Annotated in this window: 25 protein-coding genes and 4 pseudogenes; 9 read left to right on the plus strand and 20 right to left on the minus strand. The window is 35.1% G+C overall.

Annotated elements, in window-relative coordinates; genetic code table 11:
* The first annotated feature begins 327 nt into the window (after positions 1 to 327).
* Positions 328 to 1,077, plus strand: coding sequence for a flagellar motor protein MotB (motB, locus tag DMC01_RS00170; protein WP_142692295.1), 750 nt, complete (start codon positions 328 to 330; stop codon positions 1,075 to 1,077).
* A 1,370-nt stretch (positions 1,078 to 2,447) separates the two neighbouring features.
* Here motB and flhB read toward each other — a convergent pair.
* The 13 genes and pseudogenes from flhB to DMC01_RS12940 form a co-directional block, all read right to left on the minus strand.
* Positions 2,448 to 3,524 carry a flagellar biosynthesis protein FlhB gene (gene flhB, locus DMC01_RS00175; protein WP_142692296.1) on the minus strand — a complete coding sequence of 359 codons (1,077 nt, stop codon included), beginning with the start codon at positions 3,522 to 3,524 and terminating at the stop codon, positions 2,448 to 2,450.
* A 607-nt stretch (positions 3,525 to 4,131) separates the two neighbouring features.
* Positions 4,132 to 5,229, minus strand: a complete 1,098-nt coding sequence (locus tag DMC01_RS00180) for a hypothetical protein (protein WP_142692297.1) — start codon at positions 5,227 to 5,229, stop codon at positions 4,132 to 4,134.
* Between the two features lie 12 nt (positions 5,230 to 5,241).
* Positions 5,242 to 5,526, minus strand: a complete 285-nt coding sequence (locus DMC01_RS00185) for a hypothetical protein (RefSeq protein ID WP_142692298.1) — start codon at positions 5,524 to 5,526, stop codon at positions 5,242 to 5,244.
* Between the two features lie 172 nt (positions 5,527 to 5,698).
* Positions 5,699 to 5,919 (minus strand): annotated as a pseudogene (locus tag DMC01_RS00190) (hypothetical protein); the annotation flags it as partial.
* Between the two features lie 54 nt (positions 5,920 to 5,973).
* Positions 5,974 to 6,255 carry a type II toxin-antitoxin system RelE family toxin gene (locus DMC01_RS00195; protein WP_246058909.1) on the minus strand — a complete coding sequence of 94 codons (282 nt, stop codon included), beginning with the start codon at positions 6,253 to 6,255 and terminating at the stop codon, positions 5,974 to 5,976.
* The gene (locus DMC01_RS00200; protein WP_142692299.1) at positions 6,248 to 6,469 is read right to left on the minus strand and encodes a hypothetical protein; all 222 of its coding nucleotides are present in this window, start codon (positions 6,467 to 6,469) and stop codon (positions 6,248 to 6,250) included. Before DMC01_RS00200 ends, DMC01_RS00195 begins: the two co-directional genes overlap by 8 nt.
* Before the next feature lie 715 nt (positions 6,470 to 7,184).
* Positions 7,185 to 7,815: pseudogene (locus DMC01_RS14600) on the minus strand (hypothetical protein); the annotation flags it as partial.
* Positions 7,816 to 7,889: 74 nt separating this feature from the next.
* Positions 7,890 to 8,021 carry a hypothetical protein gene (locus tag DMC01_RS15640; protein ID WP_282432202.1) on the minus strand — a complete coding sequence of 44 codons (132 nt, stop codon included), beginning with the start codon at positions 8,019 to 8,021 and terminating at the stop codon, positions 7,890 to 7,892.
* Positions 8,022 to 8,174, minus strand: coding sequence for a hypothetical protein (locus DMC01_RS12930; RefSeq protein ID WP_185908523.1), 153 nt, complete (start codon positions 8,172 to 8,174; stop codon positions 8,022 to 8,024).
* Between the two features lie 253 nt (positions 8,175 to 8,427).
* Positions 8,428 to 8,793 (minus strand): Cj0814 family flagellar-dependent secreted protein, encoded by a 366-nt coding sequence (locus DMC01_RS00210; protein ID WP_142692300.1) that lies wholly within the window; start codon positions 8,791 to 8,793, stop codon positions 8,428 to 8,430.
* A 26-nt stretch (positions 8,794 to 8,819) separates the two neighbouring features.
* Complete coding sequence (locus DMC01_RS12935) at positions 8,820 to 8,978, minus strand: hypothetical protein (RefSeq protein ID WP_185908525.1); 159 nt, start codon at positions 8,976 to 8,978, stop codon at positions 8,820 to 8,822.
* 56 nt (positions 8,979 to 9,034) lie between these two features.
* Positions 9,035 to 9,265, minus strand: a complete 231-nt coding sequence (locus DMC01_RS00215; RefSeq protein ID WP_142692301.1) for a hypothetical protein — start codon at positions 9,263 to 9,265, stop codon at positions 9,035 to 9,037.
* Between the two features lie 3 nt (positions 9,266 to 9,268).
* Positions 9,269 to 9,418, minus strand: a complete 150-nt coding sequence (locus DMC01_RS12940; protein ID WP_185908527.1) for a hypothetical protein — start codon at positions 9,416 to 9,418, stop codon at positions 9,269 to 9,271.
* A gap of 156 nt (positions 9,419 to 9,574) precedes the next feature.
* Between DMC01_RS12940 and DMC01_RS00220 the strand changes: the two genes are divergently transcribed.
* The 7 genes and pseudogenes from DMC01_RS00220 to DMC01_RS00245 form a co-directional block, all read left to right on the plus strand.
* On the plus strand, positions 9,575 to 10,171 hold the full coding sequence (locus DMC01_RS00220; protein WP_142692302.1) for a C39 family peptidase: 597 nt from the start codon (positions 9,575 to 9,577) through the stop codon (positions 10,169 to 10,171).
* A gap of 242 nt (positions 10,172 to 10,413) precedes the next feature.
* Positions 10,414 to 10,638 (plus strand): hypothetical protein, encoded by a 225-nt coding sequence (locus tag DMC01_RS00225; RefSeq protein ID WP_142692303.1) that lies wholly within the window; start codon positions 10,414 to 10,416, stop codon positions 10,636 to 10,638.
* A gap of 147 nt (positions 10,639 to 10,785) precedes the next feature.
* Positions 10,786 to 11,025 carry a hypothetical protein gene (locus tag DMC01_RS00230; RefSeq protein WP_142692304.1) on the plus strand — a complete coding sequence of 80 codons (240 nt, stop codon included), beginning with the start codon at positions 10,786 to 10,788 and terminating at the stop codon, positions 11,023 to 11,025.
* A gap of 66 nt (positions 11,026 to 11,091) precedes the next feature.
* Positions 11,092 to 11,265, plus strand: coding sequence for a hypothetical protein (locus DMC01_RS12945; RefSeq protein ID WP_185908529.1), 174 nt, complete (start codon positions 11,092 to 11,094; stop codon positions 11,263 to 11,265).
* Positions 11,266 to 11,272: 7 nt separating this feature from the next.
* Complete coding sequence (locus tag DMC01_RS00235; RefSeq protein WP_427846079.1) at positions 11,273 to 11,674, plus strand: Cj0814 family flagellar-dependent secreted protein; 402 nt, start codon at positions 11,273 to 11,275, stop codon at positions 11,672 to 11,674.
* Complete coding sequence (locus tag DMC01_RS00240) at positions 11,671 to 11,991, plus strand: hypothetical protein (RefSeq protein ID WP_142692306.1); 321 nt, start codon at positions 11,671 to 11,673, stop codon at positions 11,989 to 11,991. Before DMC01_RS00235 ends, DMC01_RS00240 begins: the two co-directional genes overlap by 4 nt.
* Positions 11,992 to 12,129: 138 nt before the next feature.
* Positions 12,130 to 12,369 (plus strand): annotated as a pseudogene (locus DMC01_RS00245) (peptidase C39); the annotation flags it as partial.
* A gap of 487 nt (positions 12,370 to 12,856) precedes the next feature.
* On the opposite strand, the gene DMC01_RS16265 reads toward DMC01_RS00245, so the two are convergent.
* Both DMC01_RS16265 and DMC01_RS16270 read right to left on the minus strand, forming a co-directional pair.
* Positions 12,857 to 13,030, minus strand: a complete 174-nt coding sequence (locus tag DMC01_RS16265; protein ID WP_185908531.1) for a hypothetical protein — start codon at positions 13,028 to 13,030, stop codon at positions 12,857 to 12,859.
* Positions 12,975 to 13,213 (minus strand): annotated as a pseudogene (locus tag DMC01_RS16270) (IS1595 family transposase); the annotation flags it as partial. The pseudogene DMC01_RS16270 and the gene DMC01_RS16265, both read right to left, overlap by 56 nt.
* 78 nt (positions 13,214 to 13,291) lie before the next feature.
* On the opposite strand from DMC01_RS16270, the gene DMC01_RS00250 reads away from it, so the two are divergent.
* Positions 13,292 to 13,477, plus strand: coding sequence for a hypothetical protein (locus tag DMC01_RS00250; protein ID WP_142692308.1), 186 nt, complete (start codon positions 13,292 to 13,294; stop codon positions 13,475 to 13,477).
* Between the two features lie 22 nt (positions 13,478 to 13,499).
* Here the strand turns inward: DMC01_RS00250 and hisC are convergent, their stop codons facing one another.
* The 5 genes from hisC to DMC01_RS00275 all read right to left on the minus strand — a co-directional run bounded on the left by hisC (position 13,500) and on the right by DMC01_RS00275 (position 18,517).
* Complete coding sequence (hisC, locus tag DMC01_RS00255; RefSeq protein ID WP_142692309.1) at positions 13,500 to 14,705, minus strand: histidinol-phosphate transaminase; 1,206 nt, start codon at positions 14,703 to 14,705, stop codon at positions 13,500 to 13,502.
* Positions 14,695 to 15,768: a prephenate dehydratase gene (gene pheA / locus DMC01_RS00260; RefSeq protein ID WP_142692310.1), complete on the minus strand. Its 1,074-nt coding sequence runs from the start codon at positions 15,766 to 15,768 to the stop codon at positions 14,695 to 14,697. Before pheA ends, hisC begins: the two co-directional genes overlap by 11 nt.
* Positions 15,769 to 16,079: 311 nt before the next feature.
* Positions 16,080 to 16,844 (minus strand): HAD-IIA family hydrolase, encoded by a 765-nt coding sequence (locus tag DMC01_RS00265; RefSeq protein WP_142692311.1) that lies wholly within the window; start codon positions 16,842 to 16,844, stop codon positions 16,080 to 16,082.
* Complete coding sequence (locus tag DMC01_RS00270; protein ID WP_221887114.1) at positions 16,807 to 17,616, minus strand: type II restriction enzyme; 810 nt, start codon at positions 17,614 to 17,616, stop codon at positions 16,807 to 16,809. Before DMC01_RS00270 ends, DMC01_RS00265 begins: the two co-directional genes overlap by 38 nt.
* Positions 17,609 to 18,517 (minus strand): DNA adenine methylase, encoded by a 909-nt coding sequence (locus tag DMC01_RS00275; protein WP_185908533.1) that lies wholly within the window; start codon positions 18,515 to 18,517, stop codon positions 17,609 to 17,611. The genes DMC01_RS00270 and DMC01_RS00275 overlap by 8 nt, the downstream gene beginning before the upstream one ends.
* Positions 18,518 to 18,547 lie beyond the last annotated feature (30 nt).

Genomic DNA, 18,547 nt, shown 5'->3' on the forward strand with positions numbered 1-18,547 from the left:
CTAATGTTTGAAAGTCCCTCCCTTGCGAAGGGTTTTACTTTGCAAGGCTTACAACCCATTGGGTGGGTCATCATTATGAAAGGGCAAAGTCGGTTTGGCAATACAAATTCAAGCAAAGCTTGAATTTACGTAATTCGTTGTCAGTCATTTGTATTCTGCATTCCCTTGCGGAGGGGTTTGCTTCGATGCACTAATAATTCTTTGAGTTGATGTTTTGCGTAGCAACAAGCTAAATTCAAGCAAAGCGTGAATTCTCACTTTGCTTTTGTCATTTTTGAAGTTGAATTTATAAAAAGTTTGAAGTTAAACTTATAAAAAGGAGCTAAGATGGCTAAACATAAATGTCCTGAGTGTCCAGCGGGTGAGAAATGGGCTGTTCCATATGCTGACTTTTTGTCCTTATTACTTGCGCTTTTTATCGCACTTTGGGCGATAAGTGAGAGTAATCCTTCCAAAACAGAAGCCCTAAAAACAGAGTTCATTAAAATTTTTGATTTTACCCCAAGTCAAACAGTACAAGAAGATAGTGCCAATCAGCAACGTTTCAAAGGAGCCTCCAGAAATCCTCAAGAACAAGAGGAACTTGAAGCCTTAAAAAGCCTCACAGCCTCCCAACAACAAACCATCCAAAAGCTAAAACAAGCCCTAGATCAAAGCGAAAATCAAGTAGCCTTGCAGCTTCCTGCTAGGGTTGAATTTGACAGAGGAAGTGCTGAGATCAAATCAAGCGATGTGCAAGATTTTTTAAAATACATGGTCGAGTTTTCATTAAGGCTTCCTAGCACAGTGCAAATTGAAATAAGAGGCTATACAGATAATAGCGACACAGCCTCAAATAGCTTTAATCTAGGCTATGATAGGGCTAAGAGCGTGGCTGATTATTTCATAAGTGGGGGTGTGAGCGTTAAAAATATCAGCATAAAAAGCTATGGTTTAAACTCGCCCTTAGAAAATAACGATGCAAACTCACTTAGAAACAATAGGGCTGAAATTTTTTACAAGATAGAAACCACAGATCAGCAAACTCAAAGATCGGTCTTAGAGAATTTAAATCAATTTGAGGGCAATGTAGAATAGCTAGCCCCAAAAATGATTATCTTAGCGTTTATAAATTTTAAGCTCACTTATACTTGATGGCTTGAAATTTAGCCTTTTTGCAAAAAAGCATATATTTGTCATTTTAAGCCTCGTGTAAAAGAGGCTTAAAAAATTCAAGCAAAAGCTTGAATTTTTATAATTTTAATTTGTGAAATGTTGTTGCTAAAATGCCTAGTTTCTTATCAAATGACAAAGATGGCATTTTGTCTAAGATAAATCTTGTTTTAAAAAACCTAGTCTTAATAAAATTTTAGCTTTAATTAAGCTTGGTTTAAGATGCTGGGATTTTTTATTAATTTTAGGCTTAATTAAACTTAACAAGATTTTCTCTTATCAATTTTAATAAATGGCTCAAGATACTTTAATAGGATTTTGGCTTATCAATTTTAGTAAATTTTGATGAGAATTTTGTCCTAAATTTTTCACATTCATTTTATTTCCTTTAAGTAATGGATAAAATTGTTAGACATTAAATTTGACTAAACGAAACTTCGCAAACTTCTACTACACAGTTGCGAGTGTGTAACACGAAGCAAAAAAGTTCACAATTTCGTTTATGTGCTTGTTTTCTTTGCAAACTAGTTTTCACTATGTTTTACAAGATCTTGTGCCTTTGCTCTTTGCTTTACGAAGTTGCAAGCCTAGCGTTGCAAAAAATCCACTAATACTTCATAGGCTTTGAAACACTCCTATAAATCTCAGTTTTGCCAAGCTTTTCAAATTTTCATATAATCCACAGTAACTCAGCCGTCAAACAATACTTTACAATCTGCGTTCAAACGCAACAGTTTCACTACAACATTCCTTCTCGCAAAGGGACAAGTAACACGAGCAAAACACAGACATTTTGCGATTAGCTCAACGCACACTCTTAGCTCACAATTTTTTGTCCCTTGTGTTACACAGTTTAAATTCAAGGAAAAAAAACTTTCCTTAATTTCAAACTCATCTTTAGTTTTCTAAACAAATTTATCCTTGCTAGTTTTTTAAACAAGCTTCGTTTTGCTGATTTTTCACATTATTTAAGGATTAAAATATGAATTTGACGCAAAATTATATTTCCGCAAACACGAGGCATTTGACAAAATTCAGCAATTTTATTTGAATTTAAATTAAGAGCTTTTTGAAAAAGAAGATGCATTAGGTAGAAACATACTTCAAAATTACCCTAACTTAGATCTGCTAAATTCACAAATTAAGCCTTGTTGTTTCACATACATTAGCTTAAAATTGATTTAAGCTTAATTGAATCTATTTTTCATAAACAGTAACTTAAAAAAACACTTTGCTTTAAATTTAGAAAAAAGCTACGCGCAAAAATTCACAGTTGATTTAATCTTAAATTTAAGCTATCTCAAACGACTTGCAAATTTTTTCTTGTTTGAGGTATAAACAAAGCTTAATACCTCAGCCACAGCCTTAAAAAGCTCCTTTGGTATAAGCTCACCCACCTCGCAACTTTTATAAAGCTCTCTTGCTAGGCTTGGATTTTCATAAACCAAGACGCTATTTTCATAGGCTAATTCCTTGATTTTTAGGGCTAAAAAATCCACCCCCTTTGCCAAAACCTTAGGGGCAGCTTCCTTGGTATTATCATAACGCAAGGCTATGGCGTAGTGGGTTGGGTTGGTAATTACCACGTCAGCACCTGCTACGTCTTGAACCATCCTTCTTCTTGCTGCTTCCATTTGTAAGCGGCGAATTCTCCCCTTAACCTGAGGATCTCCTTCCATTTGCTTATATTCATCCTTTACTTCTTGTTTGCTCATTCTCAAGGACTTAAAATACTGAAAGCGAACCAGCAAAAGATCAAGTAGCCCAATGCCAAGAAAGGCTATGATAACCACAGCAGCAAGGATGATGGCCTTTTCTTTAAACCAGGCTAACTGATCTGCTATGGCAAAAAGCTCCACCTTTGGAAGCTCTCTCATAAAGCTTAATAAAAACACAAAGGCTATGCTAAAAACAACCCCCACCTTCAGCACTATTTTCACAGCCTCTATGGCCTTTTTCATTGAAAAAAGATTTTTTAAGCCCTTGATGAAATTAATCTTATTAAGATCTGGGGTGATGGGCTTTGTGGTAAAGATAAAGCCAAATTGCATTAAATTTCCCAAGATACCTGCTATCATAATGCTTAAAACTATAGGCAAAAGCATAATTAAAACCTCTGTAACTGTTTTTATGGTGATAGCTTGTAGGATTTTAAGATCAAGCTCAACGCCTATTAGCCCTTGATAATAGCGATATAAATTTATGATTCTTTCTGACAAAAAGCCTATCATAAAAAGCACCACAACAAAGGCTACTATGAGAGTAAGCACAGCAGAGGCATCTTGGGACTTAGGCACATTGCCATCCCTTCTTGCATCTGCTATTTTTTTACTCGTGGCTTCTTCGGTTTTTTCTTGATCCTCTGCTGCCATTTAGCTCCCTTTGATGAAAAGTTAAAATTTTAAAAACACTAAGAATTTAGGCTTAATTAAACTTAATTTTATCTTATCAGTTGAAAGAAAATTCAATAAAGATCTTATTTAAATTCTTGCCATTATATCTAAATTCTATTTTTAAAGTAAGGGGCAATTTTTCTTTGTGCTATGAATTTTAGCTAGGTAAAATTCACAAAGACATTTTGTAGCTGTAAGCTTGTAAAACAAGGTCAAAAAATTCTCTATTTTGCCGATCTTTATTTACAAACTAAGTTTTGTTTGATCTTGTAAGTAGCTTTTGCTTTTTCTTGTAAATTTATGGGTGCAAGGAAGTGAGCTTGATGTTTTTGGCGATTGATACTTTTAGCTGATACACTTAGATCTAAAAGCAAAGAAACTTAATTTAGATCTAAGATCAAGCTTAAAAATAAAATTTTGTTAAAATGGCTTATGAAAACTCCTAACTCATTTTAGCTAAAAGCATCGATAACCTTTTAAATTTATCCTTATGGATTAAAAACAAACTTTGTTTTTTTATAGTTTATTGATTAAAAATTCTATGATTTAAGTTTGATTGAGATATGAATTTGGACAAAGCGTAAATTCACGCTGAAATGTCTACTTTCAAGGCATTTGTCGCTTGTTCTTTGATTTCAGCTATAAGGGCATTTAGATCCTTTGTGAAACTTGCATTGTCAAGATTGTTGATGACAAGTTCCTCACTTACTTTAAGCGATATTGAAATGCTTTGAATGCCTTGAATTTCTTTTTCAAGGGACCTAAAATACTCATCTACACTAGCATAATTTTTGGCATTTAGGATCTTTTCATAGTCTATGTCAAGCTCTTTAACTGTCTCTTTGTTCTCTTTTGACATTCTTTCAAGTAATTCCTCTAAGCTTTTAATCATATCAGGTAGCCCCCTAGACTTACCCTCTATGTTTTTTTGCGTTAAAGCTATGATTTCTTCTTTGCTTTGAAGCTCGCCCAGAGTCAAATATCCATCCATATTTGCATCCGCTTTTAAAGTGGAGTTGAGCACCTTTTCTATGGTGTTGGGCAAAGTTGTGTCATAGTGTTTGTTATAGGCTAAGTAGGATGAAATGCCTTGCATATAAACAAAGCTAATATTAAAGCCTTTGCCTACAGCAAAATTACCCTCTGTGCTGTATCCTGTTAAAGTGTCTCCCTTTTCGCTGTCGTTTAAAAAGCCATTTTTATCGGTGTCTGCGCCCACATAGTTTCTTTTGTAAGCTATGTCACCAAACCAGCCTGAGACAAAATTTTCAGCCTCGCCTTTAAGGGTGATTTGTCCGTTTTTGTCTTTGTCAAAATTTTGTGAGCCAAAATATGTTTTAAGCCTTTCTAAATTCTCAGTGCTAAGCCTTAAATTTATTCTGTTGCCACTTACCTTATCTTTGAATGAAACTTCATTTGCAAATTCATAGTGTTTTTCTAAATCAGAGCTTGTTTTTATCTCGCTTTGACTGTTTAAATTGAGATTTTTTTTGACTATATTTGAAAAACTTTCCAGCTTGTCTTGATTTAAATTTGAAAGGCTAGAATATACCGTTTTGCTTTGCATGCCGTTGAGATTAAATTTAGTGCCATTGAAGGTTAAATTTTTTCTAACAAGTCCAAAAGAAGAATGGCTAAAATACCTAGTATCAGCCCCAACGCTAGTATCAAGATAGCTTGACATCGCACTTAATCCTCAATAACAACCAGCATAAATAGGCTGTTTAAGCGTTTGCGGCCTCGTGCAAGCCTTATGTTTGTTGCGCTGAGGCATGAGATAGTGGGTATATACATACCAATTCACACTGCCTATCTTATAACCACCCACAACCTCAGACATTTCAGCTTCACTCAGCTTTTTCACGCCCACAAAATTCTCGCTCAAAACCCCATTACTTATCTTTGTAAGCAGATCATCAGCCAAAGAAAAAGTAGAAATTAAAACACTCAAAAATGCTAACTTGAAAAGTGCTTTTGACATATTTTAATTCCTAAAATTTGAAATTTATTTATAAGACACAGTATATATCGACTTATTTACTTAACACTTTATATAAATGAAAGCTAATTTTTTGCAAATTACAATTTAATAAGACTAAAATTTATTTTCTAAAAAATTTAAGTTTTCTTTTAAGAGAGAAAAAGCTTGAAAGCTAAAATTTCTTCCACAAACTAATCCCAAAGATAAAATCAGGAGAAGCAGAGCTACCACCAAAACTAGCACTAAAGCCGTGTTTGAGTTTATGCTGTAAGTAGAGCCAAGGCTCAAAGTAGGTATATAGCGAAGTTCAGAGTTTTGCTCTCCGTTTATTAGCTGTGGGCTTTGCAATCTTTGCTCTGCTCCTAGATCAAGAGTGATTTTTGGACTTAAAACTGTGAGCTAGATTATTTGGCTTTGATTTTTTGAAATTTATGCTTGAAATCTCGCTCATTTGTAGGTGTCCTCGTCCTTTTTGCCTATGTATATAATTTGCAAAACATATACAACGCCCTTTTCTACTTCGGCGATTATGCGATGATTGCCTAACCGCCATCGATAGCGATTTTTAAAATTCACTAGCTTTTTGCAGTTTGGCATTTTTAAAGGCTCTTTGGTGTTTATCAAATCCTCAAAAATAAAGTCAGCGATTTTGAAATAATCGTCTGGATCTTTTTTTTTCAGCTTTTCTAGCGTTTTGTATGGAGTGTGTTTAAAGTTAATTTCATTCATCATCATACTTCGCATTCATTTCAGCTGTTTTAATACCTCTAATTTTAGCTATTTTCTCTGGCGACAAAGTCTTTTTAAAGCTCTCATATTCCCCCCTTACCTTTTTAATCGGAACGAAGTCGCTTTTCAAATTCTTTGCCATTTCACTAATTTTTGATTGCAAGAAACTTGTAAGCTCTTGTGATTGTGCGATTTTCGTTTGAAAATTTTGCACGAGCTTATTAGCTTTCTTATTCTCGTTCTCGAGCGATATGATTAATTGCCTTAATGTCATATCCTCGTACTTGCTGTAATCAATTTTAGAAGTCATTGCTACTTTCCCCCCCCCCCTTTTTTTTAATTTTTTGCTATATGAGCTTGCGAATTATAGCACAAAATTAACAAAAGCAAATTATCAAACTTTGAGCTTGCGAAATGTTTGGATAATTTGCCCTGCGTGGCTTTTCAAAAATCTCACAAGCTCGATTTTTGCTTTTAATGCTATAGCAAATTAAGCGAAGCTTGTCAAGTGTAGCTTCTTTTAAAATTCAAATTTACCCCCCCTTTTTTTTATAATAAAACTTACTTTTCGGCGTGTGGACATTGTCTATAAGCGTGGTAGAATAGGGCTTTCACCTCGTCCCACATTTTCCGACAAATTCAATACAAATTTTTCTTCTTTTACAAATTCAGCGAGGCACTTTTTTTTGAAAAATTTTCTATTTTTCGTTTTTTTCGCTGTAAGATAGGAAAACACGGACTTAGTCCGCTTTTTTACTAATTAAATGCCTATTTTATAGATATTTAATTAGTATAATGCTACGAATTACATTGATTTATCGGCACACTGCGTGTGCTTGTTGTAGGCTACTCCTAAAAAAAAGGGGGGGAAAGTAATTTAAGTTCCCTTTTTACCTTGATTTGATTATTAGTTTTTTGCTATTGTGTGAATTTAACTTTATGGATAAATCCCCACCCACATAAAAGCTGTTGCCATAGCGGATCTTCATAAATTCAAACCTCCTATCAAGATTATACGAAAAGCCCATATAAATACACCACAGGGTCGCTATATCCGCGTAGGCTTATTTGAGACGAGTAGGAATTAACATAAAAAGTTTTTAGCTCGTCTATGATTTTTTCTCGTGAAATTATAGAAGTTTGCAAAGAAAGCTGTGGCACAAAATCTAAAAATGAACTTCCAGTATAAATAAAGCCTAGCCATAAAGAATTAAAGCTTGTATCATATTCGTGGCTGTAAGCATTTGTAGTGAAATTTGTAAATTCTTTGCGTGCAAACGAACCACCGAAGGCCACGAGCAGATCAAGCCTTGAAGTGAGAGTGTAGATGAGCGTTTGATTAAGCGAGAGTTGCTTTGTGTCATTCCATATAGTTGGGTCGCCACTAATGCTAATGTTGGGGTAAAGATTGTATGAATTTGCATTGCCAGTGCTTAAAAGGGAAAGATTTGTGATACTTCTTAAGCCTACTTGCTTTTTGAAAAGTGAATCTACTGTTATGGCATCAGAGGCAAAAAGCTGAATATATAAAGCAAAGATTAGCCATAAAGGCTTTTTCACATTTAAGCCTTTATATCAAGCTTAGTTTGTCGTTTCATAGCCTTTTTTGCCATCTCTTTGTTAAATTTAGCGATTTATTCAAGCATCATTTGTATAGGATCCTTGTAATTTGCCAAAAAATCATCATAGTTTTTTCGATCTGTTCCAAATGATCTTTCTACCATTTCACCAAATTGTTTATTAACAAGAGCTAAGTTTTCACGCATTTAGCTTAAAGTTCTATCATGTCCTTTACCCCAAGATCTTGTTTCACCTTCTGTTAAATATATATTTGCATTTAAGACAGCAATTAACAAACCTCCCTTTGTGATGGAACCGTCGCTTTGAGTGTATTTATCAGCTGTGGTGTCCCAGTGCATTCCAGCAGGCTCTGTTGATTCTTTGCCTGCGTTGTGATTATTAAAAATATCAATTGCACTCTTATCTCAAAAAACATTAAAAAATAAACTATTTAACCCCTCTCTATTTTTTTCTGCTTGTGCATTATCATATCTTTGTGCCACACTGTGTAACTCGCCACTTGTATTGTAAATTTGTAAAATTTCAAAGCTTTGCTTATTATACTCATAACCTTGTGGAAAGCTTGCTATTTCTTCCTTACTAAAACTATTCTTAGAATTTAAAACCTACAACCTGAGAAAGGATGGCATAGGCATTGCCTACGCTTTTGGCTATGTCTATACTGTCAAAGGTTCTAAAAAAATTATTTTGATTTGCTCCCATTTTAGCAAAGCTTTGCATGGTGCTTGAATGTATCTTGTAGTCATTTGGGATGCCTGCTATTTTGTTAAATTCCTCCGTGAAATAACCATCCTTGTCTATTTTATAGCCTAGAACCTCAGTGCTTGAATTTTTAGAGCTTATTTGGCTTGAAAGCTTGGAATTTAAAGTTGATGAGCTTTTATCCTCGCTGTTTCTTACATTGATCTTGATGTTTGAGAAAAAGTTGTTATAATTTGTGCTATTAAAATTTATCATAGAGTTTCCTTAATTAATTTACTAAGCTAAAAGCCATTAATTAAGATCATATTTAGCCTATTTTCATAAGCTTTTTTGACTTCTTGCATTATCCTAGCATTCATATTGACATTATTAATTCTATATATTTTATTTTGATAGCTTCCTACAACAACAGCCTTTGTGCCAAATTTATACTGTGGCAACCCAAAAAGCCCCCTAGTTGTAGTTTTGGAAGCTGTTACGGCTATATATCTATTATTTAAGGGATTTGCGATAGAATAATTTTTTGATATGCATTTTGTGCGTGATAGTAGCCAACATTACCCCTGCATTCACCAACAACACCCAAGCCACAACTTGTTCTATTAGCTATTTCATACGAGCTAAAGCCAACTATAACACCAATTTCAGCATATTTCACAAGATTAGCATTGATATTTTCAAATATTATATAGCCTCTATCTCCACCATATACATAATATCCACCCACAACCTAACTAGCTTCTTCTTGTGTCAACACTTTAACCCCAGCAGACTTATCACTCAATGCACCATTTGTAAGTCTTGCAAGTATATCATCAGCCAAAGAAAAAGTAGAAATGAAAACACTCAAAAATATAGCTTTAAAAAATGTTTTACACATTTTTACATCCTTAAATTTGAAATCTGTTTACAACTATAACACATTTTTAAAAATTCATATAAATTTTACTTAAAATATTTGATAAAATTTCGCAAATTTTATCTATAAAACAAGAATTTTTTAAGGTCTATAACATTTTAAAATTTAGGTATCTTTATGAAAAATATTTTTTTGCTCTTTTTGCCCTTATTTTTAAGTGCTGAATTTGCGGTAAAATCATACCAAGAACTTAGAAATAAAGAACTTATTAAACAAAATTATGAGCAATCTTGCGGCACAGCAAGCCTTGCCACGCTTTTAAATATGATAGATGTGCAAAAATTTAGCGAGCTTGAAATCTTGCAAATGATGAGCGAAAAAGAGCTACGCACTGATATGGTAAGCTTTGCTGACTTAATAGCCGTGTTTGATAAGCTAGGTTACGAAGGCAGTGCATATCAAATCACGCGTCAAAGCCTTGACAAACTACTTGACATACCTTTGTTGGTAAAGATAGAGGATGATCCACGTTTTCCGCATTTTGTCATCATCATCAACAGCAAAGGAAACTTCTTGCAAGTGTTTGATCCAAGTTTTGGTAGATACCTAAGCTTAAAACGACAATTTTTCAGCATATGGGACAAGCACAAAGAAGGCGGTTTTGCACTCATCGTTTTGCCTAAAAATGAACTGCAAAAAAACGCTTTGCAAATACCTAAAAAACAAATGCCTAGTAGCTTGCATTTTGAATTTACGCCGTTTAGCTTATTTTAAGGTAAGTTTGCCTTACTCACAGTGACAAAACGGCCAAACATTTTAAAAGATCAAAAGCCACTCAAAAGCAAGACATAGATATAAGTTCGAGATGATTTTTGCTTGATTTTAGCACCAAAATGTTTGAAAATTACAAGATAAAACCATAAAAAATTCACATAAAATTTCAAATTTTAGACAAATTTTATTTTAACATTTTAAAATTTTATGATATAACTGCGAAGTGATTTCAAAATTTCAAAATGGCAAAACTACTTAACAAAATTCTAAACCTTGTACTTACAAGTACGCCAATTTCTACTCTTTCTTTGGCTGATGATCTACTTGCAAGACTTACAAATGGTACATTGAGTGATACTTCAATCGGCGTTAAAAAACTTACAAACGATGAAGCAAAGCAAGTTGTGGGTGGTTACAAAGCGTATTTTGTGGAGTTGAGAAACACTTCTCTTGGAATGCTTCCATGATGAAAATAGGTACAATAGCTCTTTTAAGTGATAATGAGCTATTATATAAAAGGGTTTGTAATTTGAGAGTTACTACCAACTAAAAATGCCTACGGACAAACAACTGCTACTTATTCAATAAGCGTATGTTATAATGAGTTGGTTTTTGTGGCTGATCATGCGAAAAATCAATTTGTGGCATTTAGTGTAACGCAAACTTATAGCACAGCAAATCCTTATCGTCCTACCATTACGCACACAGTAACGAATATGATATTGGGAGCAACAAATTTAAACACCGTTTATAAAATTCGCTCAAATACCTTCTATAACAAAATAGTCAATGAGATGCGTTCTGCGTATGAAAAAACCATAAAAAATTATCTCGCTACTAAACTGATGAGATAAAAAGTAGGTTTCCCCCTTGACTCTTTGGTTAAGGGATAAAAAAATTATTTTCAAGGATAGGAAAATATGATAAATTTCAACACAAACTCATTTAACCCACTTGCAAATTTAAAAGTAAGCGTAAGAAATACAGAAAATAAAAGCATAAATTCCAACCAAAACACCAATTCAAATCAAAATTCAAACAATATTCTAGGCTACGAAGTAAGTAAAGATTGGCTATTTTACAAGCGAATTTAACGAAGCAGTGGGAATTCCAAGCGATTATAAAATCCATTCAAGCACTATGCAAAGTTTAGTCAATGCAAATACAAGTGGCTTTACAAGGACTTTTAATAGCGTAGATATAGCCAAAAGCGTGGGTAATGCTTACAAAATACCCTCTCAAGTCGTGGGATATAATGTTTTAAATTCAAACTATAGCTTTACAAAAGATGAAATCTCGCAGTTTTCGCAAGGCTATGAATTTAACTACCAAAGCCTTAAGGTAAATAAAATTTACAACACAAAAAGTAAGCTAATCACAGCCATAGAGGGTTTTGACTATGAAAGTGCCTTTAAAAATAGACAGGGCATAAGCACAGTATTTCAATCAAACACAAACATTTTTAACAACTTGACTGGTGGCGAAGAAAGCGGAGTGCATTGAGCGATAACAGCGGACAAATACACCAACAAAGACGGCTCTATCTCAAAGGGTGGGCTTTTAATCGGTGTTTTGAATGGAATTTATACTTGGTGGAGGGCGAAACGACAAATTTTGGCAAGCTGACAGACTTTGACAAAAGCCTAAATTACCAAGAGATGATGCAATATGGGAAAAAATTTGCCAAAGAATTTGCAGCCCTTGAAATCGATGAGGCGTCTTTTGGGTTAAGTGGCTTTTTTGGAAACGATGAGGAATATAAAGACCCCACACAAATGATACTTGAAGAAATCGCTAAATTGAATGAAAAAAATGGCTAAAAAAGCGATAAAAAGCAACTTGAAAGTGTTGATATAAAAGCGTGAGCTTGTTTGTTTAATGGGCTTTTATCGCCAAAAAATTTTAAGCCAAAATTGTAAAAAATTTACAAAAAAAAATTTATAAAAAAGTCTAAATTTATGAAAAATCTTTTTTTGCTCTTTTTGCCCTTATTTTTAAGTGCTGAATTTGCGGTAAAATCCTACCAAGAGCTTAAAAATAAAGATCTTGTTAAACAAAATTATGAGCAATCTTGCGGTGCAGCAAGTCTTGCAACTCTTTTAAATATGATAGATGTGCAAAAATTTAGCGAGCTTGAAATCTTGCAAATGATGAGTGAAAAAAAACTACGCACTGATATGGTAAGCTTTGCTGACTTAATAGCTATGCTTGGGGCTATAAAAGTATAAAATGGATAAGTTTAAATTTGCTTTTAAAACTGCTTTGTTAAGATAGAAGATAAGCCTCGTTTTTACACTTTGTGGTGGTGATAAATCTAGGCGATTGATGCTTTTAGCTAAAATGACCTAGGATTTTTCCTAAACCATTTCAACAAAATTTTATACAAATTTTCGTTTTTAACCTTGACATTAGATCGAAATTCACTCTCTTTCAAATGCGTGAAAAATTCCCTTGCCGTGAAACCCCCTAATCTAGCCTTTGTAAGGTCCCCAGAAATTCACAATTTCGTTGATATGGTTTCGCCCAGTTACAAACTCGTTTTTGCTATGTTTTACTCTGTAATGTGCCTTTGCTCCTTCTTGCAAAGTTGCAAGACGAAACGAAACAAAAAATCTACCAAGGCACCGTAGGCTTTAAGCTTATCGCTGTAAATTTCACTTTCTTCAAGCTCTGAAAAGTCCTTTATTATAGGCAGCAGCTATTTGACACAGCAAGTGTTTGAGCGTATAAACGCAGCCGTTTCGCTTTAGCATACCTTCTGCTTGCAGTTACGAGTGCGTAGCACGAAGTAAAAACACAGGTGTTTTTTTCCAGCTCCACGCCCACGCTTTCCACGCACACCACCGAAGTAGCTCTCATCAACTTCGATTTCACCGCTGAGATTTTTTCACACTCTTTAAGGGTTAAAAGCTTGCTGCACTATCCTATTCACGCAAGGGCGAGACACCTTGCAAAGAGGGCGATTTTGCTTACGCAAATATCAGCACAAAAACACTCTAAAATTTGTCTAAATTTACGCTTTCCAATATAGTGCAAAAATATATACTAAGATCGATTTTACCAAGCTTTTAGCTGTTATTATATCAGCTAAAAGTATCAATCGCCAAAATCTAAGATTTTGTGCGAATTTTAGACCCAAATTTTGGTGCTTATTTATCCTCAAAAAAGGAATTTTTTTCGGACAAAAACGAACAAGGTGGCTATGCCTTAATCATCTTGCCAAAAAATCTTACTCATTTTAAGGGACACGACAAGCCTTATTTTTTCAATGTCCATTTGCTTGATAAGAACAAATTGCGTTTTTAAAATGCTTAAAATTAACTTAAATCTAGCTTAAAAGCCCCTTGAATTCCTTGAAAAATGCCTCATTTTCGCTTTGAAGTCCTATGGTGATGCGAATGGCATTAAGCCCATAGCTTTTTAAGTCCCTAATGATAATGCCCTTTTTAAGCAAGGCATTTGCTAAGTCTGTGCTGTTTAATCCTTTTTGCGAACTTGCCACTGAATTTAAGCTTGAATTTTTGTCTAAATTCTGTGCCACATTCATTTTAGAATTCAGGCTTGAATTTTTTTCTAAACTTGAATTTTCACCCTCATCAAGGAAATAAGTAATGAAATTTGTATAAGAATTAATGAATTTTATGCCATTTTGCCTCGCAAAGTCCTCATAAAGCCTCATTTGAGTGAAATTATTTTCAAGGGTTTTTGCCACAAATTCTTTATCATCCAAAGCCGCACAAGCGGCTTTTAGGCTTAAATTTGCTACATTAAAGGGCGCTCGCAATTTATAAAAAGCCTTGATTATTTGCTCCCTTGCGATGCCATAGCCCACACGAAGCCCTCCAAGTGCGTAAAGTTTTGAAAAAGTGCCAAGATAAAGGACATTGTCGTATTTGTTTATTAGCTCGCGGGGGTTTAAATGCTTTTTGCTGTCCTTAAAACTTGCAAATTCATTGTAGGCGCAGTCTAAAACTACCAAGCAGTCCCTATCTACAAGCTCGATAAATTCAAGCACCTCGCTAGTGTTTAAGCACTCGCCTATGGGATTGTTTGGCACGCATAAAAAAACAACCTTTATTTCATCTTTATGCGCGGTGTAAAGTTCTTTAAATTCAGCCAACTCGTGCGTTATGCTTGGCGTTTTGTAGCATTTTGCACCCACTTGCCTTGCATAAATTTGATACATAGCAAAGGTGGTTTTGCTTTGCAAAAAGGCGTTTTTTGAATTTAGCTTTGAATGCACTACAAATTCAATGATTTGATCGCTTCCTGCCCCTATGATAAGCTCGTTTTCGCTCACCTCGTAATGCCTTGCTAACTTCCCCTTTAACTCGCTCATACTATCATCAGGGTAAAGATGAGCTGTGTTGGCAAACTCTTTCAAGGCTTCTACGACCTTTTTGCTTGTGCCAAGGGGGTTTTCATTGCTTGCTAGTTTGATGACTTTTTTAAGCCCATACTCACGAGCAATCACCTCTATATCCTTGCCCGGCTCGTAGTTTGCTAAATTCTTTAAATGCTCGTTAAAGTTCATTGTTTTCTCCTGTTAAATATGACCCAAGCCACACTATGTCGGCGTTTTTAGCAAGTATTTCTTGGACATTTTCATCATCAATATGCCCCTCAAAGTCTATGTAAAAGCTGTATTCAAAGGCACGGCTTTTTACAGGGCGGCTTTCAAGGCGGGTTAGATTTATGCAAGATTTTTTAAAATCATTTAAAAGCTCGCTCAGGCTTCCTGGCTTATGTGCGGTGTGAGCTAGGATGGAAGTCTTGCAGCCTTGCATTTTGGGAAACTTCTCGGTGCTTAAAATCAAAAATCTCGTGCGATTTGCCGCATTATCCTCAATGGTTTCAAAGAGTATGGGTAAATTATTTAGCTTTGCAGCGATTTTAGAGCAAATCGCAGCCGCATTTGCGTCCTTTGAGGCTAAAAAAGCAGCGTTTGAGGTGGATTTTGAAGCTATAAATTCAAGCTCAGAAAGATTATGAGATTCTAAAAACAAGCGACATTGATTGTAGCCTTGAGGATGAGAAAAAATGCGTTTAATGCCCTTTAAATCGCTATTTAAACTAGCAAAAGAATGATGAATGTCCATAAAAAGCTCGGCAAAAATCTTGACATTTTGATACTTGCTAAGGCAGTCTAGGGTGTCGCCAACCCCTCCTGCTGTGTTGTTTTCTATGGGAACTACGGCGTAATTTACTTGCTTGTTTGCAAGTTCTTTAAAGACAGCTTCTATGTTTGCAAGGGGCAAATAAGCACTACTTGCCCCAAAGCGGCTCATCGCTGCTTGATGCGTGTAGCTGCCCTCAGGTCCTAAATAAGCCACGCTTTGAGGCTTTTCTAGGTTGCGAGAAAAGGCAAAGATTTCTTGGTAAATGCTTTCTATTGCCTTTGCTGTTAAAAGCCCTGAATTTAGGGCTTCAAGCCTTTTTATAATGGCTCTTTCTCTTTCAGGGCGGTAGATTAGGCTTTGGGTCTTATCTTTTAACTTGCCAATCTGCTTGACAACAGCCATTCTCTCGTTTAAAAGGGATAGTATTTGCTCGTCAAGGGTGTCTATTTGCTGTCTTAGCTTTGCTAAATCTGGCATTTGTGTCCTTTGTTTTTTGTGAATTCTACAAAAAATTCACAAAGTTTGTGTAAAAATTCACGCAATCGCTAAAATTAAGGCGAAAATTCACGCATTTTTAACACTCAAATTCACACATTCGCTTAAAGGCGTGGATTTTCCGTTAATTAAAGGCATAGGATTTGAAGTAAGAAATTGATTTTAGCGGACGAAAGGCAAGAGCGGTAGCGGTCTGCCGAGTTCGCTAAAATCAATTTATCGCCCAAAGCCGAGCCAAGCCGAATTTAAAAAGCCCACAAAAAAAAGTTTAAATTCACAGCAAAACATTAAATTCAAGCCCCTTTCAACTCTTTTAAATACTCCTTCACACTAGCATACACCCTATCCTCATCTTTCAAATCAAGCCCCTTTGTTGAGTTTATCTTTCCGCTTAAAACCAAGGCTATCTTCATTCCTAGCTCCTTTGCCTTTACTAAGTCTCCCTTAAAATCATCGCTTATTATTAATATATCGCTAAATTTAGCCCCTTTTTCTTGCTTTTGAAGTAGCTCTAAACCCAGCTCATAAAAGGCAACACTAGGCTTTCCAAAGACCTCATACTCAGCATTTGTAGCATAGTGAAGCATTTGCATCATAGCACCAACTCCAGGATAAGCCTTATCGCCCTTTTTGTAAATGCTTGTTTCATGCATAGCAATGAGCCTAACGCCCTTTTTTATAAGCTCTATCATCAAGGCAAAGTCATCAAAATGAAACTGATCCCAACTTGCCACGATCAAAGCCTCAGGCTCCTCATAATCAAGGCTGAAATTCAGCTCACAAAGGGCATTTTTAAATTTCTTATCCCCAAAAGCCGCTACCTTGCAAGGCTTTAAGCTTTCTTTTAGCACAAAAAAGGGATCTAAATAGGCATTTTCCTTAATCTCAAGCCCTTTTTTTCGTAAATTTTCTAAGAAATTCAAGTCCTTGGTGTTGTTTGTGATGATGAGATAAGGAATTTGCTTTGAATTCAAAAAGCTCACAAGCTCGCAAGCCCCATCAATACAGCTTTTATCCACATCACTTATTAAAGTCCCTTGCACATCTACAAAAAGCATTATTTTTCCTTAATTTTAAATTTCGCACTTTGTTTACAAAAAATGCTATTATAGTCAAAAATATCCTCAAAACCAAATTCCCATAGCAAAAACTCATTGTCTCTTTTTTCAAAAAAAAGAGAGTAATGACTTCTTTTTGTGTGTAAATGCTCCACTGCCTCATCGGATAGTAAAGCTGACGAATTATGACATTTTGCGTATGTGAATTTTTGGCTTCGACAAGCACGACTTTATCTCTCCCCTCAAAGCCACTATCCACTTCGGTTTGCACGGATACCACGCTAATATTTTGATACAAATTTGTATTAAAGTTGAATTTTGGCGTGTATTTTCGCCCACGAATGCTTAAAACAAGGCTATCATCGCCCAAAAACGAACGGATAAGCGATGAAGCATAGGCAAAGTCCAAGTGTTGCATTTCGCTGTCGCCTATTTGAGAGCTTTTAAGCTTAAAATCTAGTTTGCTTGTGTAGTCTAGGCAAGGTGTGTGAATTTCAGGGATATTGACATAGCCCTCACCCTTGCAAATGATATATTCGCCGTTTTTTATAGGTAAAATAAACAACTCATTGTCGATAAAAACTTGTGGGCGTTCCTCACGACTATCTTGTTTGCAAAGCACACGCACTTCTTTTTGCGAAGTTTTGGCAAAGTCTTTGACACAAATTTTAATCTGCTCGGCACTTATGAAAAATGGAGCTTTGCTAAAACAGTGCTTTGCAATGCCTAAATCTTTATAGATTTTCGCCCAGCTTTGATTATTTTTACTCATTTTCACCCCTTATAATCAGCTCGCTTACCTCGCCTCTTTTATCGCCCTTGCAGTTTATAGCCCTTTTGGCTTGCACGGTTTGAATGTCAAAATTTGCATATAATTTTTTAATGAATTCTGTGTTTGAATTACTTTGCAAGAGCTTTACCTTGCTTGAATTTAAAGCTTTAAAAAGCTCGCAAAGCCTTATTTGCTCGTTTTGTAAAAAATTATCCGTGTAGCTAACAAAGCTAGAAGTAGGATTTAGCGGAAAATAAGGCGGGTCAAAATACACAAAATCTCCTTTTTGAGCTAAATTTCGCACGAATTCAAAATCCTCATTTAAAATAAGAGCATTTTTTAGGGCAAAATGAGCGTTTAAAATCAGCTCTTCATCGTAAATTTTGGGGTTTTTGTAGCTACCCATAGGGGCGTTGAATTGCCCTTTTGCGTTGTAGCGACAAAGCCCATTAAAGCAGGTTTTGTTAAGATAAATAAATCTTGCTGCACGGAAAATAGGGCTTAAAGAGTGAAAATTCTCTTTTCTATCTAGCAAACGAATGCTGTAAAAATGCTCTTTATTATGGGCTTTTTGCATTAAATTTAACTCTTTTAAAAGCTTTTTTGGTGTGCTTTGGATAATCTTGTAAGAGTTGATTAACTCGGTATTTTTGTCATTTAAATAAATCTTTTTATCTTGCAAAAGCCCAGCACTTACAAGATGAAAAAAGAGTGCTCCGCCACCTAAAAAAGGCTCAAAATAAGCATTAAATTTTTTAGGCATTAGACCAAGTAGGATTTGAAGTAGCCCTCTCTTGCCTCCAGCCCACTTGACAAAGGGTTTTACGCTAAATACACTAGTGCGAATTTGTGTTTTTTCAATAAAATCATTTTCATACAAATCATAATTTAATGTATTCATCAAAAGCCTTTACAAAATGTTTTATTGTAA

The organism is Campylobacter troglodytis (genome assembly GCF_006864425.1).
Taxonomy (GTDB): domain Bacteria; phylum Campylobacterota; class Campylobacteria; order Campylobacterales; family Campylobacteraceae; genus Campylobacter_D; species Campylobacter_D troglodytis.